The 22,644-nt window shown below is 68.3% G+C and carries 15 protein-coding genes; 4 read left to right on the top strand and 11 right to left on the bottom strand.

Annotated elements, in window-relative coordinates; all coding sequences use genetic code 11:
* The first annotated feature begins 74 nt into the window (after positions 1-74).
* Both ACLQ28_RS30960 and ACLQ28_RS30955 read left to right on the top strand, forming a co-directional pair.
* Positions 75-1,433: a hypothetical protein gene (locus tag ACLQ28_RS30960; RefSeq protein WP_425689800.1), complete on the top strand. Its 1,359-nt coding sequence runs from the start codon at positions 75-77 to the stop codon at positions 1,431-1,433.
* Between the two features lie 41 nt (positions 1,434-1,474).
* Entirely contained in the window at positions 1,475-1,972 is a 498-nt protein-coding gene (locus ACLQ28_RS30955; protein WP_425689799.1) for an NUDIX domain-containing protein, read from the top strand.
* A 100-nt stretch (positions 1,973-2,072) separates the two neighbouring features.
* On the opposite strand, the gene ACLQ28_RS30950 is transcribed toward ACLQ28_RS30955, so the two are convergent.
* The 5 genes from ACLQ28_RS30950 to glgX all read right to left on the bottom strand — a co-directional run bounded on the left by ACLQ28_RS30950 (position 2,073) and on the right by glgX (position 11,905).
* A complete protein-coding gene (locus ACLQ28_RS30950; protein WP_425689798.1) occupies positions 2,073-2,666 on the bottom strand; it encodes a DUF6082 family protein in 594 nt (197 codons plus the stop codon).
* A gap of 349 nt (positions 2,667-3,015) precedes the next feature.
* Positions 3,016-4,728 carry an AIPR family protein gene (locus tag ACLQ28_RS30945; RefSeq protein ID WP_425689797.1) on the bottom strand — a complete coding sequence of 571 codons (1,713 nt, stop codon included), beginning with the start codon at positions 4,726-4,728 and terminating at the stop codon, positions 3,016-3,018.
* A gap of 1,030 nt (positions 4,729-5,758) precedes the next feature.
* The gene (gene treZ, locus ACLQ28_RS30940; RefSeq protein WP_425689796.1) at positions 5,759-7,483 is read right to left on the bottom strand and encodes a malto-oligosyltrehalose trehalohydrolase; all 1,725 of its coding nucleotides are present in this window, start codon (positions 7,481-7,483) and stop codon (positions 5,759-5,761) included.
* On the bottom strand, positions 7,480-9,786 hold the full coding sequence (treY, locus tag ACLQ28_RS30935) for a malto-oligosyltrehalose synthase (protein WP_425689795.1): 2,307 nt from the start codon (positions 9,784-9,786) through the stop codon (positions 7,480-7,482). The genes treZ and treY overlap by 4 nt, the downstream gene beginning before the upstream one ends.
* A 1-nt stretch (position 9,787) precedes the next feature.
* Entirely contained in the window at positions 9,788-11,905 is a 2,118-nt protein-coding gene (gene glgX / locus ACLQ28_RS30930; protein ID WP_425689794.1) for a glycogen debranching protein GlgX, read from the bottom strand.
* A 332-nt stretch (positions 11,906-12,237) separates the two neighbouring features.
* On the opposite strand from glgX, the gene ACLQ28_RS30925 reads away from it, so the two are divergent.
* A complete protein-coding gene (locus ACLQ28_RS30925) occupies positions 12,238-13,701 on the top strand; it encodes a glycosyltransferase family 4 protein (RefSeq protein ID WP_425689793.1) in 1,464 nt (487 codons plus the stop codon).
* 399 nt (positions 13,702-14,100) lie between these two features.
* On the opposite strand, the gene ACLQ28_RS30920 is transcribed toward ACLQ28_RS30925, so the two are convergent.
* The 4 genes from ACLQ28_RS30920 to ACLQ28_RS30905 all read right to left on the bottom strand — a co-directional run bounded on the left by ACLQ28_RS30920 (position 14,101) and on the right by ACLQ28_RS30905 (position 19,261).
* Positions 14,101-15,384, bottom strand: a complete 1,284-nt coding sequence (locus ACLQ28_RS30920; protein ID WP_425689792.1) for a citrate synthase — start codon at positions 15,382-15,384, stop codon at positions 14,101-14,103.
* A gap of 232 nt (positions 15,385-15,616) precedes the next feature.
* Positions 15,617-17,671 carry a sulfatase-like hydrolase/transferase gene (locus tag ACLQ28_RS30915; RefSeq protein WP_425689791.1) on the bottom strand — a complete coding sequence of 685 codons (2,055 nt, stop codon included), beginning with the start codon at positions 17,669-17,671 and terminating at the stop codon, positions 15,617-15,619.
* Positions 17,664-19,094, bottom strand: a complete 1,431-nt coding sequence (locus tag ACLQ28_RS30910; protein ID WP_425689817.1) for a class I SAM-dependent methyltransferase — start codon at positions 19,092-19,094, stop codon at positions 17,664-17,666. The genes ACLQ28_RS30915 and ACLQ28_RS30910 overlap by 8 nt, the downstream gene beginning before the upstream one ends.
* Before the next feature lie 17 nt (positions 19,095-19,111).
* Positions 19,112-19,261, bottom strand: coding sequence for a hypothetical protein (locus tag ACLQ28_RS30905; RefSeq protein ID WP_179778832.1), 150 nt, complete (start codon positions 19,259-19,261; stop codon positions 19,112-19,114).
* Between the two features lie 198 nt (positions 19,262-19,459).
* Between ACLQ28_RS30905 and ACLQ28_RS30900 the strand changes: the two genes are divergently transcribed.
* Complete coding sequence (locus ACLQ28_RS30900; RefSeq protein ID WP_425689816.1) at positions 19,460-20,308, top strand: arginase family protein; 849 nt, start codon at positions 19,460-19,462, stop codon at positions 20,306-20,308.
* Positions 20,309-20,377: 69 nt separating this feature from the next.
* Here ACLQ28_RS30900 and ACLQ28_RS30895 read toward each other — a convergent pair whose 3' ends face one another.
* Positions 20,378-21,883, bottom strand: a complete 1,506-nt coding sequence (locus tag ACLQ28_RS30895) for a sensor histidine kinase (RefSeq protein ID WP_425689790.1) — start codon at positions 21,881-21,883, stop codon at positions 20,378-20,380.
* On the bottom strand, positions 21,861-22,607 hold the full coding sequence (locus tag ACLQ28_RS30890) for a response regulator transcription factor (protein WP_425689789.1): 747 nt from the start codon (positions 22,605-22,607) through the stop codon (positions 21,861-21,863). The genes ACLQ28_RS30895 and ACLQ28_RS30890 overlap by 23 nt, the downstream gene beginning before the upstream one ends.
* Positions 22,608-22,644: the final 37 nt, after the last annotated feature.

Raw genomic sequence — 22,644 nt, 5'->3', positions numbered from 1 at the left:
CGGGTCCCCATAGGCGCGCAGCAGCCCATAGGCTCGTCACTAGTAGTAGTTGGCTGATGCCTGGAGGCGGAACCATGGCGCGACCGGTGACGAACGCGGCGTTCGAAGGGCTGCTGCTGGCCGCCGGCTACGGTAACGCTCACGCCGCCTTTGCTCGGCAGCTCAACCACGCCGGCCGCAACGAGGGCGCCTGGCGCTACGACGCCGCCAGCGTCTACTGGTGGCTGCGCGGTCGCCGGCCTGGCGAGCACGTACAGGCTGCTATGGCCGAAACGCTTGCTCGCAAGTTCGGTCGCTCAGTCGCCGTCGCGGAGCTGGGGTTCGGCGGAGTCGACAGCATCGGGATGTGTGTCTACCCCGCGTCCGTCGATGGGGCGATCGATACCGCCGAGCAGATCTGGACGAGGCTGGCCAGGCACCTCAACCAACAAGACAGCGGGGCGTTCGACAGCGGCAAAGCGTTAGAGGCAGCGCTCGGTTGGCGGTATGACCTGCCCGACGAGACGGTCAGCCGCAACGGCCGGCAGCAAGTCACCTCCACCGATGTTCAATCGCTGTACGCGCTGGCGGACCACTTCACGGATCTCGACCGACGCCACGGCAGCGGCTCTCCGCAGACCCGCGCCGTGATGGCGGATTTCCTATTGCGTCAGGTCGCGCCCATGCTGCGCGGCACCTACACCGATGCCGTGGGGCGCGACCTCATGCGTGCAGCGGCAATACTCTCCGGTCAACTCGCCTTCATGTCCTACGACGTGGGCGAACATGCCACGGCGCAACATCATGTGACCCTCGGCCTGCGGCTCGCCAAGGCGGCCGACGACCGCCTCTACGGCGCTCACCTCCTGGCCAACCTGGCCACACAGGCTGTGTTCTTGGGGCATGCCCGGGAGGCGGCCCGGCTCATCGAAGCAGCTATCGACGGGGCCGGCCGTGCACCCGCCGCCGTGCTCGCTCGGCTGCATGCCACCGCCGCTACCGCGTATGGACAGTCAGGCGAGCGGCGTGCCGGCCAGCTCGCCCTGACCAAAGCTGAGCGTGCTCTCGACCGGGCGGGCACAGATCCCGGCCCGCGCTGGGTTGGCTACTTCAGCCCTGCCCACCTGGCCGGGGCCGCTCTGAGGTGCCTGGGCGACCTACGCTTGTACTCGCAGGCCCTTCGACACGCCCCCGACGCGCTCTCCCTCGGCAGCCAGAACACTCGAACGCGTGCCCTGCACACCTCCCTCGTCGCCATGACTCATGCCCGCGCTGGAGACACCGACGCCGCCTGCAACTGGGGCCGGAAGTTTGCGCAGGATACTTCGGGCATCCAGTCGGCACGTGTTCAGCAACGCGTCCGCGAACTCGCTTCCACACTCAGCCCGCAGCAGGCATCGCCCCAGGTCAACGAGGTCCTGCATACCCTCGCGGCAATGCCGGCGGCCGTGTAGAGCGGGAGAGCACCGACACATTTTCCGCTAGCGTCACCGAGGTGACCTGGACGGAGCCTGCCACGTGGTACGCGAACCTGGCCTCTTTCTACGCCGCTGCCGCGGCCTTCATCACCGACCCGGCGGGTAACGTTCTACTCGTCAAACCGACGTACCGCGACTTCTGGGCCTTCCCCGGCGGCTACGTGGACGAGGGCGAGTACCCGCACGATGCCTGCGCCCGCGAGATCCGAGAGGAGTTAGGGGTCGCGATGGTGGTCGGCGGCCTTCTCGTAGTCGACTGGGCGCCACCCGTTGGTCAGCGGCCACGTGCGATCGTTAGCTTCACGTTCGACTGCGGTTCAATTGCCAACCTCGATGCGCTCGAATTGCCGAGACAGGAGTTGGAAGACGTCGCCTTCTTTGCCCGCCGAGAGGCCAAGCAGCGTCTTCCGGAGAACGTGAAGGCACGAGTTGACGCGGCGCTTCGCGCCCGGGCGCAGCACGCTCCCGTTTACCTTGCTGGTGGCTCAGCCGTCCCGAACGTCCTTCGAGGATGATGCACACCTCCGAAGTAGGGCCATCGCAGACTGCACAAGCGCTGTTCAGTGCCAGGTCACTCAGGTCGCCCGGACCTGACTGCGCCCTCACCCTAAGCAACTACTCAGACGCCGCAAATCGCTCCTGATCGCTGGCCGAAGCTACTCCTCCTCTTGCCGGATAGTCGCCGCCGTTCGCCGGTACGCTTTGGCTCATCACCGGCGAGGCCATGAGTTCGGCATTCTCGCACTCGCGACTTACCAGATCAACAAAGATGCGACTACGCCGAGCCTTGCTGGACGTCCAGGTCGGGCCGTACAGCCTCCACCATTCTCGCGCGACCGGATTGCGAAACATCCCAGCAAGCTGCCTCCTCAGACCAAATTCGTCAATCTCCCGAGTCTTCCACAACAAAAACCAATGACCTACCCAAAGATTGATATTTAGTTGCTGCGCCATGGTGCCTGAACTGACAGCTCCGTCGTCTACAAAGTATGCGATTTCTGGGCGATCCATCGTCAGCTTGATGAGTTCGAAGTGCCTTTCTCGAGCAGAAACAGCGTGCGACATGACATTCAGGCGCCACTGCAGCAGCAGGGACGCAGCAACGCCAAGGAAGGCGAGCGCAGAAAGTACCGCCGTTACCGCCCCGTACGCCTGGCCGATATTCGACAATTCGACCCAGTCCGTGTCGCCATCCACCAGATCTTCCATGAGGAACGGTGACGCGAGCACAAGCCCGAGGACCGCCGCCAGGAGCACTACTAGCGCTGACACTGCAACTGCCCGATTCCGGAACCAATAGGACATCACGCTATTCCATCCACGATGAGAAATGTTTGAATCATCTTCGCATGTGGATGCAACATCAGTAACCGAGCCAGCGCCTGTGGATATCGAGCGCCACCCCTTCTTCCGCAAAGAGCAGGCCGAAAGAACAGCACCAACTCTGTGGCGTTCAGCGACCGACCCATGCCTATTCAGTCTGGATACGGACCGAGTTACTTTCGTCGACTTGACCAGCTGTGCGAAACGCCCGACCAGCCCACATCAAAACGCACCATCAGAGGCTCAGGTAAGATCTGAACTGCATGTAGATCTTCTCGTTCGACTCAACAGTGGCCTCGACCATAGACTGGAATTTTTCTAAAGCATCTTTCACTTTGTCATTACTCTTCAGATCGTTGTCCGCTGCAGAGGAAAGTTGGTTAACGAATGGGAGAAGCGCTTGAACTAATGGGCGCCAGCGGTTAGAGGCTTCGGATGGTGAGCAATTGTCCCTGAATTCGAGGGTAACACGATCCGCGATGACCCGGCCGGTGACCGTCTCTAGGCTCTCAGCAATAGCAGCCACGAGTAAAGTGATTGAGCCGCGGCGGCGCAAAAAACTCAAATGCTTTTGCTGCAAACTTGTTCGATCCTTCTCGGGAAGTTGAGACATTTCTCGCTTTATTTCCTCGATTGCTTTCTGGAGTGAATACGTCAGAATTATGTGCCGGGAACTTGTCCGATCAGTGAACACGCTTGCATATACGCCGTCATCCTCCCAGATTCTCCGGGTCTCGTTGTAAGCGAGGTTTGGCCTTCCCTGAAATGCTGCGAGCGATTGGGCAACCGTCTGATCTGGAAGAAGATTCTTGGATCGTTCGATCGCGTCTCGAACGCCGCCTCTGCGGCCGCCTCTATAATCCGCTTCAGGAACGTTGTCAAATTCGCTACGTAGCCGATCCTGCACTGAGTCTTTACTGCGGAAATCTGTCGCTTCAACTTTGTTTTGGCTATTGTTGTATTTAACAATCTCGGCCAGAACCTCCGCGTCACTGCATGAGACAAAGCGGACCATCACCTGCATTCTGTCCAGCTCCGTAGCATCAGAATCAGAGAGGGTACCGATTGACCCCGTGGTCTGGGCGCCGTTGATGACGCCCACCCCGCTGAGGGTTAAGATCTGCCGCCCGCTGGCTGCATCTTCATTTACAACATAGTTGTTGACGAGGACAGTGAGACCATTGTTGTAAATCCAAAAACGTTCGGGGAGGGTCTTAGCGGTGGTCTTGATACCGTTATTGATATTTCGGTCAGTTCGCATAACGCCCAGGTAGCCCCTAATATTCGGCGACATCAGGTCGGCTTGATGCTTCATCCAGAGCTTCCGCAACCAGACTCCCGGGACCGAGGTGCAGTAGGCCCTCCAACTGTCGCCGGTAACCTCAAATCCACCGGCAACGGGGAGCGTCAACTTCTCAGAAACAATAATCGGAACCTGTGTTCGCCTATACATTTCTGCTAAGGTAGCAGTACCGATCTCTTGAACAGATACATTGATTGAGGATCTTGGGTAATGTGATTTCAATAGGCTTTTCGTTGTTTGTTGTACCTGAGCCAGCTCACTGGCGACGTTCTGAGACTCTGGCAAATTGTGGCAGTACCAAACGTGCACCTCACGAATATCCTCGCTCTTGAGTGCTGACCGTACCTCAATTGCCGCAGACTTGAGAGTGTCTGGCAGGGTGTCCAGTGCTCCCGTAAGTAGCCACGTTGCGGCAGTGTTAAGGTCGCTTGCTTTGTTCGCGGGAGCTTCCGTTTTGCCATGGTTCTGTGCCACGTACCCCTGAGCGAATACTAATATTCCGGCGTCTCGGTCCACGAAGACGAGGTCGCACTTTTTGTCGTTCGAATGATCCGTCAGAGCGACTGCCGCGACCGAATCTATATCCTGAACACTGAAGCTCAGCTCCAACGCGAAGAGCATGAGTGCTTTGTCTTCCCCGTACACCATGAGGTCCGTTCTGGCCCGAAGGGCAGACATGCAGGGCGAGGGTGGCATAGTTCCTCCGGAAGCGACGGCTTGTGACGCGGCGCTAAGAGTAGTCCTCGCTTAGGCAGAAGTTGATCTGCGAGTGATGGGGATTTGGTTCGAGTCAGAAGTCCGACAGTTAGTTGCTCAAAGGCGGCCATACCCCTGCGTGGATCGCCGCCTGCCATCGACGCAGATCCGACGTTGGCTGTTTCCCCTAGACCACCAGCGCGGACGTGACCACTAGTGCAATGGGTTTAGCGGTCAGAGGCCCGCAATGTCCGCCCCTGCGGATACCACGGCACACGCCGCCGACAAAGTGGCTAGCATAACGGCGACCCGGCTTCCTCTGCCCTCTTGAATCCTTACTAGGACAGGCGAGGCCTGCAACGCTCCCCCTGAACGCCCGTCTCGGCTCGGGTCGGTATCAGGCTGAGACGTCCGCCCGGCGGGCGTCGCGGCCCTATGCCACCCGAACCAAGCGAAGGCCTTTCCCCAGCAATGTCCCGGCGCACTGCCGCAGCCAAAAAGCAGTCCTGTCGTGAAATTGCGGCATGGAGTGTCGCGCTGCGTCGGAAAGCCGCACATAGTAGGCGCCTCGAACGCCAAGAGCCAGCACGGAATGGCGACAACTGCTGATAGCGACCACCCGAAACATCGGCCAGTCCCGCTGTATCACTGATATGGGGACGAAAACGATCGCTGCTGGGAATGCCAGCAGGGTCGCGCCCGCCTTGTACCGCTTCGGGAGCATACGTCGCGTTCTACCAGCCACAGAGCACACCGCCTATCGACCGAAAGTGGATCGGTCATCACGCTAGGCGACGATACTGTGGCGCACTGTCCGAAGTTTGCCACCAAGGGTGCGTGAATCCCCAGCTAAAGCGTGAGTCCTTCGTCGTCCACAGTTGCCGCAAATGCAGTCCACCCGCGCGACCGTAGGCAGCCGGCAGCTAGATGGGCAACTACGAGTCTGGAAGCACGACTCGGCCACCCTTATGCAAGAACCTCAGAGCGCCACGATCGCCGCAGTCTCCGCCGGCAACTGGATCCGGTCCCGCATCACGGTGACCCCCTCCCCCGTAGCCAGCAACACCCGCCGCGCCACCCCAGGCAGCGACACCCCCTGCCCCCGCCCAGCCAGGTTCGCCACCACAAGCGTGTCCCCCCGCCGCATCACCAGGAACTGGTCCCCATGCTGCACCGAAACCGCCTGCAACCGAGGATCCGACAGGTCAGGGCACGACCGCCGCAGCCCAATCAACCGCTGGTAAAAAGACAACATCTCCCGATGCTCAGGCTTGTCCAGCTCCGCCCAGTCCAACCGCGACCGTACGAACGTCTCCGGGTCCTGCGGGTCGGGCACGTCCCCCTCCGGCCACCCGTGCGACGCGAACTCCCGCCGCCGCCCGGTCCGCACCGCAGAGGCCAACTCCGGCTCAGGGTGCGAGGTAAAGAACTGCCACGGCGTAGAAGCCGCCCACTCCTCCCCCATGAACAACATGGGCGTGAACGGCGCCGTCAGCAGCAACGTAGCCCCAACGCGGAGCAGCGAAGGCGACAGAGAAGCGGAGATCCGATCCCCGGTAGCCCGATTCCCGATCTGATCATGGTTCTGCAGGTAGGCCACGAACCGATGCCCCGGCACCCGAGGATCAACCGGTCGCCCATGGTGGCGATTGCGGAAGCTGGACCAGGTCCCCGCGTGGAAGAACCCCCCAGTCAGCACGTCCGACAACGTCTCCAGCGACCCAAAGTCCCCGTAATACCCCTGCCGCTCCCCCGTCAGCAACGTGTGCAGCGCATGGTGCGCATCGTCGTTCCACTGCGCGTGCAGCCCGAACCCACCAGCTTCCCGAGGCGTGATCAACCGCGGATCGTTGAGGTCCGATTCGGCGATGAGCGACAACGGCCGCCCCAGGTGCGTCGACAACGACTCGACCGAAACGGCCAGCTCCTCCAAAAGCGGAACAGCCCGTGTGTCGGGCAACGCGTGCACAGCATCCAACCGCAGCCCATCGACGTGGTAGTCGCGCAGCCACATGAGCACGCTGTCGGTGATGTAGCGGCGGACCTCGTCGGAGTGCGGCCCGTCGAGGTTGATCGAGCGACCCCAGGTGTTGCTCTGCTCGGCGAGGTAGGGGCCGAACCGCGGCGCGTAGGCCCCGGAGGGCCCGAAATGGTTGTAGACGACGTCGAGGATCACCCCCAGACCGCGAGAGTGGGCGGCGTCGACGAACCGTTTCAGGCCGTCGGGGCCGCCGTAGGGCTGGTGGGGGGCGTACCAGCAGACGCCGTCGTACCCCCAGTTGTGCTCGCCGTTGAAGGCGTTGACGGGGAGCAGCTCGATCAGGTCGACTCCCAACGACACCAGGTGGTCGAGGCGCTCGATGGCCGCGTCGAAGGTGCCTTCCGGGGTGAAGGTGCCGATGTGCAGCTCGTAGAGGATGCTGCCGGGCAGTTGCCGGCCCGTCCAGGAGCTGTCGGTCCAGTCGAAGGCGTCGTGGTCGTAGAGGCGGCTCGGCCCGTGCACACCAGCAGGCTGCCACGGCGAGCGTGGGTCGGGCAGCGGGGTTTCGTCGTCGTTCAGCAGAAAGGAGTAGTCGGGGCTGGCGTCGGGCACGTCGACCCGCCACCAGCCGTCGGCTGCGGCGAGCATCTCGTGGTCGACGTCGCCGGTCAGGCGCAGCCGCACGCGGGTGGCGTCGGGTGCCCAGACGGAGAATTCGGTCATGAAGCAGCCTCCACGGAAGCGGTGGGAGGAGCCAGCAGTGCGACGGGGTAGTCGGCCAGCAGGTCGGCCAGAGAGGTCTCTCCGCCACTGTAGACCCGCCCGGTGAACAGGTCCTTCATCTCGTTAACAGGAAGCGACAGGTTTGTGTCGCACCACCCACCGGCGCGTGCCAGACCGAGCGGCAGGCGGGTCGCCACGGTGATCGCGCCACCCCGGTCGAACGCCACCGCGTGCCGGCCTACCGGCCCGTGCGCGGGCACCGGCCGGTAGCCGGTGAACAGCTCCGGGTGCGACCGCCGCAACCGCAGGGTCCGCGACACGACGAGCAGCTTCGCCGCGCCGTCGGTGTCGATCGGGGGACGCCAGCCGCCGTCGAGGCGCGCCAGCATCTCTCGACGTACGGAGAAGTCGACCGGGCGGCGGTTGTCGGGGTCGACGAGGCTGTTGTCCCACAGCTCGGTGCCCTGGTAGGTGTCGGGCACCCCGGGCATGGTGAGCTGCACGAGCTTCTGCCCGAGTGAGTTGGACCAGCCGGCCGGGGCGATCGCCGCGGCGAGTTCGGTCAGCTCGTCGTGCAGGCTCGGGTCGTCGTACATGAGGTCGATCACGGCGTGCATCGCCCGCTCGAAGGCCTGGTCGGGGTCCGCCCAACTGGTCGAGGCCGAGGCCTCCCGGGCGGCTTTCTCGGCGTACGCGTGCAGGCGCTCCCGTTCGATGGGCCATGCGCCGACGGCGGTCTGCCAGAGCAGGTGGGCGAACGATGGGTCGGGCAGTGGGGCGTACTCCATCCAGGTTTTGACCTGCTCGGCCCACTGGCCGGGCAGTTCGCTGAGCACCGCGAGGCGGGCGCGGACGTCCTCGCCGCGTTTGGTGTCGTGGGTGGAGACGGTGGTCATGCTGGCCGGCCAGCGGACGTGCCGGGCGGTGGCGAAGCGGTGGAACTCCGCTGGCGGCACTCCGAAGTGGGCGGGGCTGCCGCCGACCTCGTTGAGCGCCACGAACCGGGTCCAGCGGTAGAACGCGGTGTCCTCCACTCCCTTGGCCATCACCGCGCCGGTCAGCTGGGGGAACCGTTGGGCCAACTCGTCGTCGGGGTCGCGCAGTCGGCGGGTGACCGCGTCCAGGGCGCCGGCCAGGTCGGGGCGGCGGCGGCCGGCTTCGGAGCGGGCGGCGGCGAGGTGCCGGGCGCCGTGTGGCGGGTAGCCGCGGTAGACCGCGAACGCGGCGGCCAACTCGGCGAGCGCGGCCCGTGCCTGCTCGGCTGGCACCTCGGGGGCGAGCGCGGCCAGGCGGGTCAGCTCGGCGGCGAGGAGCTTCGTGGCGGCGGCCAGCTTGGTGTCGTGGGTCAGGTCCTCCCACGAGGTGCGGTGCCCGGTCAGTTGGGTGTCCAGCACCGTGAAGTCACCCTCGGCGTCCGGGTCGATGAAGAGCCCGTTGACCGCGGCCAGGGCGTCGTAGCCGGTGGTGCCGTCAACCGGCCAGTCCGGCAGCTCCTCGCCGTACTCCAGGATCTTCTCCACCACGAGCCAAGCGTGCGGCGCGGCGGCCCGCAACCGGGTGAAATAGCCGGCGGGGTCGCGCAGCCCGTCCGGGTGGTCGACGCGGATGCCGTCGACCTCCCCGGCGGCGGCCCACCGCAGGATCAGCTCGTGGGTGGCGGCGAACACCGCCGGGTCCTCCACGCGCAGACCGGCCAGGCCGGAAACCGCGAAGAACCGGCGGTACGTCAGCTCGGCGTCACCCCGACGCCAGGAGACCAGCTCGTAGTGCTGCCGGTCGTGCACCTCTGCCGGGGTGCCGTCGCCGGTGCCGTCGGCGACCGGGAAGCGGTGCTCGTGGTAGCGCAACTCGGAATCGACCAGTTTGAGGTCGTCCAGGGCGGCCGGGTCGTCGGCCAGCACCGGGAGCAGCAGGCGGCCCCGGTCCCAGTCGATGTCGAACCAGTCGGCGTACGCCGAGTCGCGCCCTCGGCGCAGCACGTCCCACCAGGCGGGGTTGGCGGCGGGGACAGCGACCCCGGCGTGGTTGGGCACGATGTCGACGACCAGGCCGAGCAACTTGTCGTGCAGTGCGCGCAGCAGCCGCTGACGGGCCGCCTCGCCGCCCAGCTCGGGGTTGACCGCCCGGTGGTCGACCACGTCGTAGCCGTGCGCGGAGCCGGGCGTGGCGGTGAGCAGCGGGGCGGTGTAGAGGTGGCTGACGCCCAGGTCGGCGAGGTAGTCGACGATTTCGGCGGTGGCGTCCAGGTCGAAGCCGGGCCGGACCTGGATCCGGTAGGTGGCCTTGGGAGGGGTGGCCGCCATGTCAGTTCATCCTCTCCAGCACGACAAGCGAGCGGTCCGGCACCCGGATGGTGCCGCCCGCGCTGATCACCGTGGCGTCGTCCGGCTCGGGTTCGGCCGTGCTGATCACCCGTTCCCATTTCTGGCCGTACTCGCTGCCGGGCATGCTGAAGTCCAGCGGCGCGTCGTGGGCGTTGAAGCAGAGCAGGAACGACGTGTCGTGGTGCTTCTGCCCGTACTGGCCGCGCTCGCGAATGCCCTCGCCGTTGACGAACAGCGCCACCGAGCGGCCGAAGTCGTTGCCCCAATCTTCGCCGGTCATCTCCCGCCCGTCCGGGGTGTGCCAGGCCAGGTCGGGTAGCGGCTCGTCGATGCCACGCCCGTTCACCGGCAGGCCGGTGAAGAACCGGCGGCGGCGGAACACCTGGTGACGTTTGCGGAACGCGGTGAGCGTCTGGACGAACTCCAGCAGCTGTTCGTCGACGTTGTCCCAGTCGACCCAGGCCAGCTCGCTGTCCTGGCAGTAGACGTTGTTGTTGCCGTGCTGGGTGCGGCCCAGCTCGTCACCGTGGCCGATCATCGGCACGCCCTGCGACAGCATCAGGGTGGCCAGGAAGTTGCGCCGCTGCTTGGCCCGCAGGGCGAGCACCGCCTCGTCGTCGGTGTCACCCTCGACGCCGCAGTTCCAGGAACGGTTGTGGCTCTCGCCGTCCCGGTTGTCCTCGCCGTTGGCCTCGTTGTGCTTGTCGTTGTACGACACCAGGTCGTTGAGCGTGAACCCGTCGTGCACGGTGACGAAGTTGATGCTGTGGAACGGGCGGCGGCCGTCGTCCTGGTAGAGGTCGGCGGAGCCGGAGATCCGGGACGCGAACTCGGCCAGGGTGGCCGGCTCGCCGCGCCAGAAGTCGCGCACGGTGTCGCGGTACTTGCCGTTCCACTCCGTCCACAGCGGCGGGAAGTTGCCCACCTGGTAGCCGCCGGGGCCGACGTCCCACGGTTCGGCGATCAGCTTGACCTGGCTGACCACCGGGTCCTGCTGCACCACCTCGAAGAAGGTGGACAGCCGGTCGACCTCGTAGAACTCGCGGGCCAGGGTGGCGGCCAGGTCGAAGCGGAAACCGTCGACGTGCATCTCGGTCACCCAGTAGCGCAGCGAATCCATGATCAGTTGCAGGGAGTGCGGGCTGCGTACGTTGAGGCTGTTGCCGGTGCCCGTGTAGTCGACGAAATAGCGGTGGTCCTCCTCGCTGAGCCGGTAGTAGCTGGGCGCGTCCACGCCCTTGAAGCTCAGCGTCGGGCCGAGGTGGTTGCCCTCGGCGGTGTGGTTGTAGACCACGTCGAGAATGACCTCGATGCCGGCCGCGTGCAGCGCCTTGACCATGCCCCGGAACTCCTGCACCTGCTGGCCGGTGCGGCCCAGCGCGGAGTAGCCGTGGTGCGGGGCGAAGAAGCCGATCGTGTTGTAACCCCAGTAGTTGCGCAGCCCCAGATCCACCAGGCGGTTGTCGTGGATGAACTGGTGCACCGGCATCAACTCGATCGCGGTCACCCCGAGGTGGGTCAGATATTCGATCATCGGCGGGGAGGCGATGCCCGCGTACGTGCCGCGCAACTCCTCCGGGATCTCCGGGTGGCGCATGGTCAGCCCGCGTACGTGCGCCTCGTAGATGACGGAGTGGTGGTAAGGGGTGCGCGGCGGCTTGTCGTTGCCCCAGTCGAAGTACGGGTTGACGACCACCGACTTCGGCATGAACGGCGCCGAGTCGGTCTCCGACATGCGCTCCGGCTCCGCCAGGTCGTAGTCGTAGACCGCCGGGTCCCATGTGACGTCACCGTCGATGGCCTTCGCGTACGGGTCGATCAGCAGCTTGTGGGGGTTGCAGCGCAAACCGTTCGCCTGGTCGTACGGGCCGTGCACCCGGTAGCCGTACCGCTGCCCCGGCTCGATGCCCGGCAGGTACGCGTGCCACACGTAGGCGTCCACCTCGCGCAGCTCGATGCGGCGCTCCGCGCCGGTGTCCCACTCGTCGAACAAGCAGAGCTCGACCCGTTCGGCCACCTCGGAGAAGATGGCGAAGTTGGTGCCCATCCCGTCGTAGGTGGCGCCCAGGGGGTACCGCTCGCCCGGCCAAACCTGCATGTCGCTCCTTCAGACCACGGTCATGTGCGCACTCGCGCCACGAGCGCACCGGCAGAGGCCGCCCGCGCGCAGGCGGTAAGTGCCCCCCGCTCCGACGCGCCAATCCATCCTTTCAGGCGGTGACCGGAAACCACCTGTCTGATGCGCGCTACACCCTCAGGTGTCCTCCGTCACGATGGCCCTATTCAGGGTGCGTTCTTGGGCTCGATGCACTTTCCTTGACCGGGGACAAGCCTTCGCGCCTGCCCGCCAGGCCCTCGGCCACCCCTTACACCTCTTGCTCCGCCGCCACTGACGCCGGCGCGTACCACCACGCATGGACGGAGATTGATGTGACGACCCTGCGGGTCGACGAGCAGCTCGCTGCCACCAAGGACCGAACCCACCGGCCCACCCTGACCTCCCGGCCCCCGCTCCCGACCCAGCCCGGCCTCTCCGCGCAGTCCGGCATCTCCGCGCAGCCCGGCGCGATCGTGCCGACGCGGTCCGGCCCCGGGGTGCCCCCGCAGACCCGTCGCATCCTCATGCTGTCCTGGGAGTACCCACCGGTGCTCGTCGGCGGCCTCGGCCGACACGTGCACGCCCTCTCCGTCGCCCTCGCCGCCGCCGGCCACGACGTCACAGTCGTCACCCGCCACACCGACGGTGCACCCCTTGAGGAGTACGCGGACGGCGTCCGCATCCTGCGCGCCCCCGAAGACCCGGTCACCTTCCCCCTCGCCACCGACTCATTGCTGGCCTGGACCATGGCCTTCAACCACACCCTCACCCGCACCGCCCTACGCGCCACCCAGGCCGGCACCTACGACGTCATCCACGCCCACGACTGGCTCGTCGCCCACACCGCGATGACGTTGCGCGACCACCTGGACATCCCGCTGGTCAGCACGATCCACGCCACCGAGGCGGGGCGGCACCAGGGCTGGCTGCCCGAGGAGATGAACCGGACCATCCACGGCGTCGAGCAGTGGCTCAGCAGCGAATCCGGTCGGGTGATCGTCTGCTCCGGTTACATGCGCGACGAGGTGAACGCGCTGTTCGGCGTACCGGCCGCACGGGTCGACGTGGTCGCCAACGGCGTGGAGCCGCACCGCTGGCAGGTGCCGGCCAGTGCGGTGGCCGCCGCGCGGGCCCGGTTTGCCGGGGACGGCCCGCTGGTCACCTTCGCCGGCCGACTCGTGTACGAGAAGGGCGTCCAGCACCTGATCGCCGCACTCCCCCGGCTGCGCGAGCGGCACCCCGGCCTGCGTGCCGTGATCGCCGGTGACGGCCCGTACCGCGCCGAGTTGGAGGCCGAGGTGCACCGCCGCGGCCTGGGCGGCATGGTCACCATGCCGGGCTTCCTGGGTGGCAACGACCTGCCGGCGTTGATGGCGGCGTCCGACTGCTTCGCCGTGCCGAGCATCTACGAGCCGTTCGGGATGGTGGCCCTGGAGGGCGCCGCAGCGGGCGCACCCCTCGCGGTCGCCGCCACCGGCGGCCTCGCGGAGATCGTCGAGCCGGGCGTGACCGGGATGACCTTCCGCCCCCACGACCCTGACGGGCTGACCGACGCCGTGGACAAGCTGCTGTCCGATCCCGACCGCACCCGCGTCATGGCCCGCCGTGCCCGCCGGATGGTCAACGACCAGTACGGCTGGGCGGCGATCGCCCAGCGCACCGCCGCCAGCTACGCCGCCGCCATCGCCACCGACGCCGAGTTCACCGCCCAGCGCGCCGAGCAGCGCATGTCCCAGGGACGTGCCCTCCCGGTGCTCCCCGAGGGCAACCTGCTGGCCGCCGCCGGGCTGCGCTGATCGGTTCGCCTTCCCGCCGGGGTGCCCCCGCCGCTTGATCGACGCCGGGTGTTCCCGCCGCTTGGCCGACGCCGGGTGCCCCCGCCGCTTGGCCGACGCCGGGTGCCCCCGCCGCTTGATCGACTCCATATCGCCGACGTTGCGGTTTCCCCGCGCTGGGATACCGCAACGTCGGCGATATGGAGTCGATCATCGCTGAGGAGACCTCCGCCGATACTCGCCGGACCCCACGGCGTGCATTAAGCCGGCATAACGGACAGCATGCGGCCCTATGCGAGCGCCCCACAGGTGGGGCAGGTCTACAGGGCCAGCAACAGGCACCCGGCAGCCCCTGCGGACAGACGACAGGCCGCCGACCCGGAACGGGTCGGCGGCCTGTCGTGGTGCGGAGGCGGAGGGTCAGCGCCCGGCGAAGGGGACGTAGTCCCGCTCGGGAGCGCCGACGTAGACCTGCCGGGGACGGCCGATCTTGGTCTCCGGGTCGCCGATCATCTCGCGCCACTGGGCGATCCAGCCGGGGAGCCGGCCGAGCGCGAACAGCACCGTGAACATCTTCGTCGGGAAGCCCATGGCCTTGTAGATCAGGCCCGTGTAGAAGTCCACGTTCGGGTAGAGCCGACGGGAGACGAAGAAGTCGTCGGCGAGCGCGATCTCCTCCAGCTCCATGGCGATGTCCAGCAGCGGGTCCGGCTTGGCCATCCGGCCGAGCACGTCCTGAGCGGCCTTCTTGACGATCGCCGCCCGCGGGTCGTAGTTCTTGTAGACCCGGTGGCCGAAGCCCATCAGCTTGACGCCGTCCTGCTTGTCCTTGACCTTGCGGACGAAGGACCGGACGTCGCCGTCGCCGGCGTGGATCTGCTGGAGCATCTCCAGCACCGCCTGGTTGGCGCCGCCGTGCAGCGGGCCGAACAGCGCGTTCACACCGGCGGAGACCGAGGCGAAGAGGTTGGCGTTGCTGGAGCCGACCAAGCGGACGGTCGACGTGGAGCAGTTCTGCTCGTGGTCGGCGTGCAGGATGAAGAGCATGTCCAGCACCTTCGACATCACCGGGTCGACCTCGTACGGCTCCGCCGGCACACCGAAGGTCATCCGCAGCAGGTTGTCCACGTACCCCAGCGAGTTGTCCGGGTACAGCAGTGGCTGCCCGATGGACTTCTTGTACGCGTACGAGGCGATGGTGGGCACCTTCGCCATCAACCGGACCGTGGAGATCTCCACGTGCTCGGAGTCGAACGGGTCCAGGCTGTCCTGGTAGAAGGTGGACAGCGCGCTCACCGCAGACGAGAGCACCGCCATCGGGTGGGCGTCCCGGGGGAAGCCGTCGAAGAAGCGGCGCATCTCCTCGTGCAGCAACGAGTGTCGCCGAATCCACTCGGTAAACTCGGTCAGCTGCTGCTCGGTGGGCAGCTCACCGTAGATGAGCAGGTAGGAGACCTCCAGGAAGGAGGACTTCTCGGCCAACTGCTCGATCGGGTATCCCCGGTAACGCAGGATCCCCGCGTCGCCGTCGATGTAGGTGATCGCGGATGAGGCAGCCGCGGTGTTGACGAAACCGGGGTCGTACGTTGTCATCCCGGTTTCTTTCAGCAGCTTGCTCACCCCGACACCGGCGGGGCCCTCGACCGCAGGATGCACCGGCATCGACAGCTGCCCACCGGGGTGATCGAGCTTGACTTCCGTCATGTAATTCCTCGCTTCGCCGGCAGATCTACGTTGAATTGCCTTCGCTTCTACCGTAATTGCGGCTCGTGGGACAACGCCCGCCGTGGTTCGGCGGTGAGGTATGCGTCACCCGATTCCCGACCGGGCCACCGGGAAACCCCGCATCCCGCCAGGCAGGACCGAACACAGGACCAGCGCAGGACCAGGGGCACGACCAGCGCAGGACCAGCGCAGGACCGAAGGCCGGACCAGGTCAGGACAGCGCGAGGGGCCGCAGCGTGCCGTCCGTGGCGACCTGGAGGACGTCGAGCTGGTTGGTGCCGGCGCGGAACAGCTTGTCGTCGGTGAGCAGCGCGGCGAACCGGCGTCCGCCGGGGTCGGCTGGCACCACCGGGACGACGGCCCCGATCCGGCCGTTGACGGCCACCGCCAGGAGTGTGCCGTCCGGGATCCGGTCCGGGACGTCTCCCCAGACGAGCGCCGGGAGGGTGCCGGTGTCCGGGTCCATGGCCTTGAACGCGGCCAGGTCGGCCACCCGGGCGCTGCCGCCGGCGGGGCCGGCGCGCACCTCGGTGCCGACCAGGGGGTGCGGCGTCGGCAGCGGCGGCGGGGTGGGCACCCCGCCGGGGAAGGTGACCGGTTCACCGGGGCGGTCGTAGAAGTGTTTCGTGCTGTCGGTGCGCGGGGCCTGCCGGGCGGAGCGGCCGTCGACCCGCCAGGGCAGCCGGATGTTGGCTTCGTCGGCCACGGTCGGCAGCAGGTCGACGTGCTCCCAGTTGCGGTCGTCCACCCGGCCGGTCTGCTGCCGGGGTTCCTTGACGAACGTCGGCACCCAGGCAACCTCACCGGCGGCGGCTTTGATCGCGTCCATGCCTCGACCCTGGGCGCCGGGGCGGAAGCTGACCCCGTGGTCGGCGGTCACCACGACGAGGGCCTGGTCGTAGAGGCCGCTGGCGCGCAGCGTCCGCAGGGTTTCGCCGATCAGCCGGTCGGTGTAGCCGAGCTGGGCGAGGTGCCGTTGCCGGGCCAGTTCGATCCAGCCCGCACCGTCGTTGGGCAGGTCCTCCGGGGCGTCGTAGCGTGCCCCGGACGGCAGGTACGCCCACGGCGAGTGCGGCATCAGCAGGTGCAGGAAGTGCAGGGTGGGACGGGATGTCGGCTTCAGTCCGGCCAGGAAGCTGGTGAACCGGGCCGGCTGGTTGTCGTCCAGGCTGTCCCAGCGGAAGGTTGGGTCGGCGGGCACCGGTTCGGCGGCGTCCAGGCCGGCCTCGGCCCGGGTCTGCTCCCGGTAGGAGTCCTCCGGGTCGACCTTGCTGGGTGTCGGCCCGGCGACCTGGCCGAGCAGCTTCCCTGTCTTGCGGACCAGCACGCCGAGCCCCTGCTCCGGGGTGACCGGCTGCTCGCAGCGGCTGGGCGGGCACAGTCGGGTGATGCTCTCCTCGGCGCGGATGTCGTAGAGGCCGCCGAAGGCGGTGAAGATGTTGTCCGGGTACTGCGAGTAGTGCGGGGCGACCGACCGCGCCGGGTAGCGGCCGGTGAGCATCGCGGGCAGCGCGTTGGGCGTCCACCCGCTGACCCCGGTGGCGTTGCGGTACCAGGTCGAGCCGCCGGCCAGTTCGGCGAAGTGTGGGTACTTTGTCGCGTCGATCCGCCCGTCGGTGCCGAGCAGGCTGACCAGCGGCAGTTCGTCGAGGATCAGCATGACCACCGGCGGGTGCACGCCCGTCCCCTGTGCGGTGCCGGCCGCCCCGCCGTCGGTGCGCGGCAGCACCACCGCCGAGGTGGGTGAGGCGAACAGGAAGATCGCCACGAAGGCCACCGGCCCGACGGCGGCCAGTCGCAGCACCCGGCTGGGCGCCCGCCACCGCCGGTGTGCGGCCGCGCCGGCCGCGCCGGCCAGACCGGCGACACACAGCAGCGGTACGCCCCGAAGCGGCGTCACGTGTCGGCCCACCTGCACGGCGAGGGCGGCGAGCAGCAGCCCGAGCAGCCCGGTGTGGGTGAGGGCGCGGGTGGTCCTGCCCGCGAGTCGACTGAGCACGCCGAGCAGTGCCACTGCGCTGGTGGGCACCACCGCCACCAGGGCGACCAGGAGCAGGATCTGGGCGGTGTCGGCGCGGTGGAAGAGGAAGAAGTCGGGGCTGCGACCGAGCACGTCCAGCAGTGGCTGGGTGACCACCAGTCCGACGAGCGCGACAATTTCCAGCAGCCGGCCCAACTCGCCCCGCCAGCCCCGGTCCCACCCCCCGTGGGCCGGGTTCGGCCGGTCGTCCGGAGCCGACGGGCCGGTGGCGGCCGGTTCAGCCACCCATCACCGTCCGGTAGAGCGTGCGGGTGCCCGACGGCAGCTCCAGCCGGTCGGTGATCCGGCCCCGGGCGGCGAGCAACGCCTCGAAGGTATCGCGCCGGTAGTCGGGGAAGATGCCGGCGGGCTTGTTGGCGAGCAGCCGGGCTGCCATCGGGTCCTCTGGCCCGACGAACTCCACCACTACCGCTCCGCCGGGCACGGTCAGCCCGGCCAGCCAGTCGACGACCTCCGGCAGCGGCACGTTGCGCCCGATCGCCAGGTGGTGCACCACGGCCAGGGCGAGCACCACGTCGGCGGACGCCCGCTCGGCGAAGCCGGCCCGCTCGACGCCCCGCCAGCCTCCACCGGGTGACGGGTCGGCCAGGTCCAGCACCAGCGGCAGGATGCGGCGCTGCCCCTCCGAGCGCAGCTTCCGATACAGCTCGTCGACCACTGCCGGGTCCTGCTCGACGGCGACCACGTAGTCGGCGTGCCCGACCGCCAACCGGGAGTACCGGCCGTCGTTGGCACCAAGGTCGAGCACCAGGCGGGGGCGGCTCCCGGCGGCCACCGCGGCGGCCACGAACTGCTCCTTCGCCACCCGATCCCGCACCGAGTAGCCGCAGGTGCTCTGGTAATCCGACCAGTGGCTCTCCGACGGGCGATGGTTCAGCCGACGGACCAGCTTCTCGATGCCGCGTACGGTGGCGAGCAGCAACTCCCGGGAGAAGCCGGCGGCCCGCAGCTGGTCGCGTACGTCGGTGGTGCTGGCGGCGGCGTTGCGTTGCTGCATGGCCCCGTGCAGGTGCAGGTGGGTCAGCACGCCGGGGCGCAGCCGGCGGGCCCCGCCGAAGAGCGGCCGCAGCTCGTCGGCCTCGATGCCGTCGACCCGGGCGCGCAGCCACGGCTGGAAGTCGACGCCCAGGTGGGCGGTGAGCATCAGCGGGTAGAGCACGGTCTGGCAGAACTGCCGGTAACCGGCCCACGGCTCGCCGTCGCGGACCGGCTCGAAGGAGCCGATGTCGATGAAGACCGGTTCCGCGCCGCGCCACTGCAGGTTGTACGCGGAGCCGTCCTTGGTGGTGAAGCCGTCGGTGAGTGCGGCGCGCAGGATCTCCATGTGCAGCAGGGCGGCGTCGCGCAGCATGCTGAACGACCACTCGTACGGGTGGGAGACGAACGGGATGCGCTCGTGGCGCAGCACGGCAGCCCATGGGGTCCCGGTCGCGGCGGGCACCAGTGTCGACGGGGCGTCCTCGGTGGCGCAGACCTTGCGCGCGGCGACGAACGCCGGGAAGAACGTGCTGCCGGCCAGTGCCCGCCAGTGCTCGGCGGCCTGGGTGTCCAGCCCGCGCAGCACTTCGTCGCCGACGTGGAAGACGCGGTTGGCCGGGTCGCGGAAGGAGGCCGGCTCGGGCCGTACCTGCGTGGGTGAGATCGCCATCGCCGGGACCAGCCCGCTCACCGCTGGTCGGTGGGTTGCCGGCGGAACCTGTCGACGAGGCGTCGCCAGTAGAGCTTGGCGGCGACGGCGGCGCCGGCCACCCCGCCGACGACCGCCTGCACGATCAGGCTGCCGGATCCCGCGTCCAGGTAGGCCAGATGTCTCACCGATCGCTCCTTGCCCTCGCCCGTCCTGACACCGGTCCCGGGCGTACACCGATGAGGCTTTTGACCCAGAAAGCCGGACTTGTCCCTCACCGTACGCTGATCGTCATCCGCGTCGCGGGCACATTGCCGGACTCTCAGCCTCGCCACAGAATGCGACCGGGACGCCCGCCCGGTCGGTACGCTGCGGACGTGCGCTGGATGGTCGTTGATGCGCCGTTGGACTCCTCCGGAGCCGGGCGCGGCGAGGAGCGGGCGCCGGGCGCGCTGCGCCGGGCAGGCCTGCTGGACGCCCTGTCCGCCGAGGACGACGGGCGGGTGGACGAGGCGCGATTGCACGACTCGATCCGGGATCCGGCGAGCGGCCTGATCGGCGCTACCGATCTTTCCCGGGCGGGCGCGGCCATCGCCGCACGGGTCGCCGCGCTGATCTCCGACAGCCACCGGCCGCTGGTGCTCGGCGGGGACTGCGCGATCCTGCCCGGCGTCTGCCGGGCCCTGCCCACGACGACGGAGCTGTGGTTCGTCGACGCCCACCCGGATTTCCTCGACGGGGTGACCTCGCCGACCGGTGAGGCCGCCGACATGGACCTGTCGGTGGTCACCGGGCACGGCCCCGCCGCCGCCGTCGGGCTCGACGGCGCGCTGCTCGACCCGCACCGCGTACACCTGCTCGGGCACCGCCCGCCCACCGACGAGAGCAGCCGGGTCGAGGCGGCCCGGATCGACCCGGCGATCCACCAGATGCCCGCCGTCGAGCTGTTGCGCCGAGGCGCGGCGGCGGTCGGCGCGGGCCTGGTCGCTGGCGGGGACGGGCCGGCCTGGCTGCACCTCGACCTGGACGTGGTGGACCCTCGCGACCTGCCGGCGGTGACCTACCCCGAGCCGGACGGGCTGCGCTGGGCGGACCTGATCGCGCTTGTCACCCCCCTGGCTCGCGCCGATCGGCTGCTCGGGATGAGCGTCACCGACCTGAACACCGACGAGGACCCCGACGGGCGTCACACGCGACGCGTCGTCGAGGTCCTCGCCCAGGTGCTGGGCGACTGAGCGGCGGGCTCAACCGGGACGGCGGCTCAACCGCGCCGGTGGTGCCCATGCCGCGACGCCGTGCGCCGACTATGCGTCAGCTGTGGGATTGGGCAACCGGACGGTGAACACGGTCCGGCCCGGGCGGCTGTCCACCCCGACCGTGCCGTGGTGGGCCTCCACCACCGCCGCGACGATCGCCAGGCCGAGGCCGGTGCTGCCGTGCGCCCGGGACCGCGAGCTGTCGCCGCGGGCGAACCGTTCGAACATCTCCGGTTGCAACTGGGTCGGCACCCCGGGCCCGTCGTCGGCGACGGTGAGCACGGCGCTGCCCCCGTCGACGGCCAGCGTGGTGCTGACCGTGCTGCCGGGCGGGGTGTGCACACGCGCATTGGCCAGCAGGTTCGCCACCACCTGGTGCAGCCGGGCGGCGTCGCCGGGCACCCGGATCGCCACCTCGGGCAGACCAAGCTGCCAGCGGTGTTCGGGGCCGGCGACGTGCGCGTCGCTGACCGCGTCCACCACCAGGGCGGTCAGGTCGACCGGGTCCGCCGCGAGCGGCCGGCCGGCATCCAACCGGGCCAGCAGCAGCAGGTCGTCGACGAGGCTTGTCATCCGGGTGCTCTCCGACTCCACCCTCCGCAACGCGTGGGCCACGTCGGGGGGAACCTCGTCGCGGCCACGCCGGGCCACCTCCGCGTAGCCGCGGATCGCCGCGAGGGGTGTGCGCAACTCGTGGCTGGCGTCGGCGACGAACTGGCGTACCCGGGTCTCGCTGGCCTGCCGGGCGGACAGCGCGTCCGCGACGTGGCCCAGCATCCGGTTCAGTGCCGCGCCGACCTGGCCGACCTCGGTCCGCGGGTCGGTGTCCGCGGCCGGGACCCGGACGGCGAGCGCCACCTCGCCGCGATCCAGGGGCAGCTCGGTGACCCGGGTGGCGGTGGCGGCCACCCGGTTGAGCGGGCGCAGCGTGGCCCGCACGATCAACGCGCCGGCAGCGCCCGCGATGAGCAGCCCGACGGCGGCCACCCCGGCCTGCGCGGCGAGTTGCCGCTGGACGGTCTCCTGCACGCCCGCCAGCGGGAACGCGATGGCGCGTACCCGGCCGTCCCAGTACTGCCGGGCCACGGCCCGGTAGTCACCGCGGGCACCGAGGTCGACGGTGCGCGGTTCGGCGCCGACCGTCAGGCCCGCCAGGGCGGCGACCTCCCCGACCGGGACGGTTTGCTCGTCAGGGAACGGGTCGTCGCTGGACGGGCTGCTGGTCAAGGTCCGCGCGCTCGCCACCTGACCGTTGGTGATCTCGGCGACCACCGTGCCGGACGGCGACCCGGGTGGGATGGCCGGTCCGTTGCCGGGGAAGGCCGGCCGCCCCGGACGTTCACCCCGCATGACCGTCGCGGGAGCCAGTTGGGCGTCGAGCCGGTCGATCAGGAAGTTCCGCAGCGCCACGGTGGTGCTGCCACCGATGGCGACGCTCACCACCGCCAGCAGCGCGACCAGGGCAAACACCAGTCGGGTACGCAGCGAGCGGCCGGCGAACCACCGGCGGGCGGCGCGTACCGGGCGGCGGTTACTCGGCCGGCTTGAGGACATAGCCCGCGCCGCGCAGCGTGTGGATCATCGGCGCCCGGCCGGCGTCGATCTTCTTGCGCAGGTACGAGATGTACAGCTCCACCACGTTGGCCTGGCCGCCGAAGTCGTAGTTCCATACCCGGTCGAGGATCTGCGCCTTGCTGAGCACCCGGCGGGGGTTGCGCATCAGATAGCGCAGCAGCTCGAACTCCGTCGCGGTCAGGGTGATCAGTTGGCCGTCGCGGCGTACCTCATGGCTGTCCTCGTCGAGGCTGAGGTCACCGACAGTGAGGACCGCGTCCTCCTGGGCGGCGACCGCCAAGCCGGAGCGGCGCAGCAGCGCGCGCAGCCGGGCGATGACCTCCTCCAGGCTGAACGGCTTGGTGACGTAGTCGTCGCCACCGACGGTCAGCCCGGCGATGCGTTCCTCGACGGCGTCGCGGGCGGTCAGGAAGAGCACCGGCACGGTGGGGGCGTGCTCGCGCAGCCGGCGCAGCACCTGGAAGCCGTCCAGGTCGGGCAGCATCACGTCGAGCACCACGGCGTCCGGCTGGAACTGCCGTGCGGCGCTCAACGCCGCCATGCCGTTGCCGGCGCTGCGCACCTGCCAGCCCTCGTAGCGAAGCGCCATCGACAGCAGGTCGGTGAGCGTTGGTTCGTCGTCGACCACCAGCACCCGGACGGGTTCGCCGTCGGGGCGGCGCAGCTCGATCCGGCTCAGTGCGGCCTGCCCGTTCGTGACCATGCCGCCCATCGTGGCTGTGACGCCTGGACCGCGCCTC

It is taken from the genome of Micromonospora sp. DT201, from assembly GCF_049841575.1.
Classification (GTDB): Bacteria; Actinomycetota; Actinomycetes; order Mycobacteriales; family Micromonosporaceae; genus Micromonospora.
Note: the sequence above shows the minus strand (reverse complement) of the source record. Positions and strands in the feature narration are given on the sequence as shown.

Coding starts and splice junctions, on each gene's coding strand:
- treZ (WP_425689796.1), bottom strand. CDS start 7,483: ATGACCGAATTCTCCGTCTGGGCACCCGACGCCACCCGCGTGCGGCTG.
- ACLQ28_RS30890 (WP_425689789.1), bottom strand. CDS start 22,607: ATGGTCACGAACGGGCAGGCCGCACTGAGCCGGATCGAGCTGCGCCGC.
- ACLQ28_RS30960 (WP_425689800.1), top strand. CDS start 75: ATGGCGCGACCGGTGACGAACGCGGCGTTCGAAGGGCTGCTGCTGGCC.
- ACLQ28_RS30910 (WP_425689817.1), bottom strand. CDS start 19,094: ATGGCGATCTCACCCACGCAGGTACGGCCCGAGCCGGCCTCCTTCCGC.
- ACLQ28_RS30950 (WP_425689798.1), bottom strand. CDS start 2,666: ATGGAAGATCTGGTGGATGGCGACACGGACTGGGTCGAATTGTCGAAT.
- treY (WP_425689795.1), bottom strand. CDS start 9,786: ATGGCGGCCACCCCTCCCAAGGCCACCTACCGGATCCAGGTCCGGCCC.
- ACLQ28_RS30920 (WP_425689792.1), bottom strand. CDS start 15,384: ATGACGGAAGTCAAGCTCGATCACCCCGGTGGGCAGCTGTCGATGCCG.
- ACLQ28_RS30900 (WP_425689816.1), top strand. CDS start 19,460: ATGGTCGTTGATGCGCCGTTGGACTCCTCCGGAGCCGGGCGCGGCGAG.
- glgX (WP_425689794.1), bottom strand. CDS start 11,905: ATGCAGGTTTGGCCGGGCGAGCGGTACCCCCTGGGCGCCACCTACGAC.
- ACLQ28_RS30895 (WP_425689790.1), bottom strand. CDS start 21,883: ATGTCCTCAAGCCGGCCGAGTAACCGCCGCCCGGTACGCGCCGCCCGC.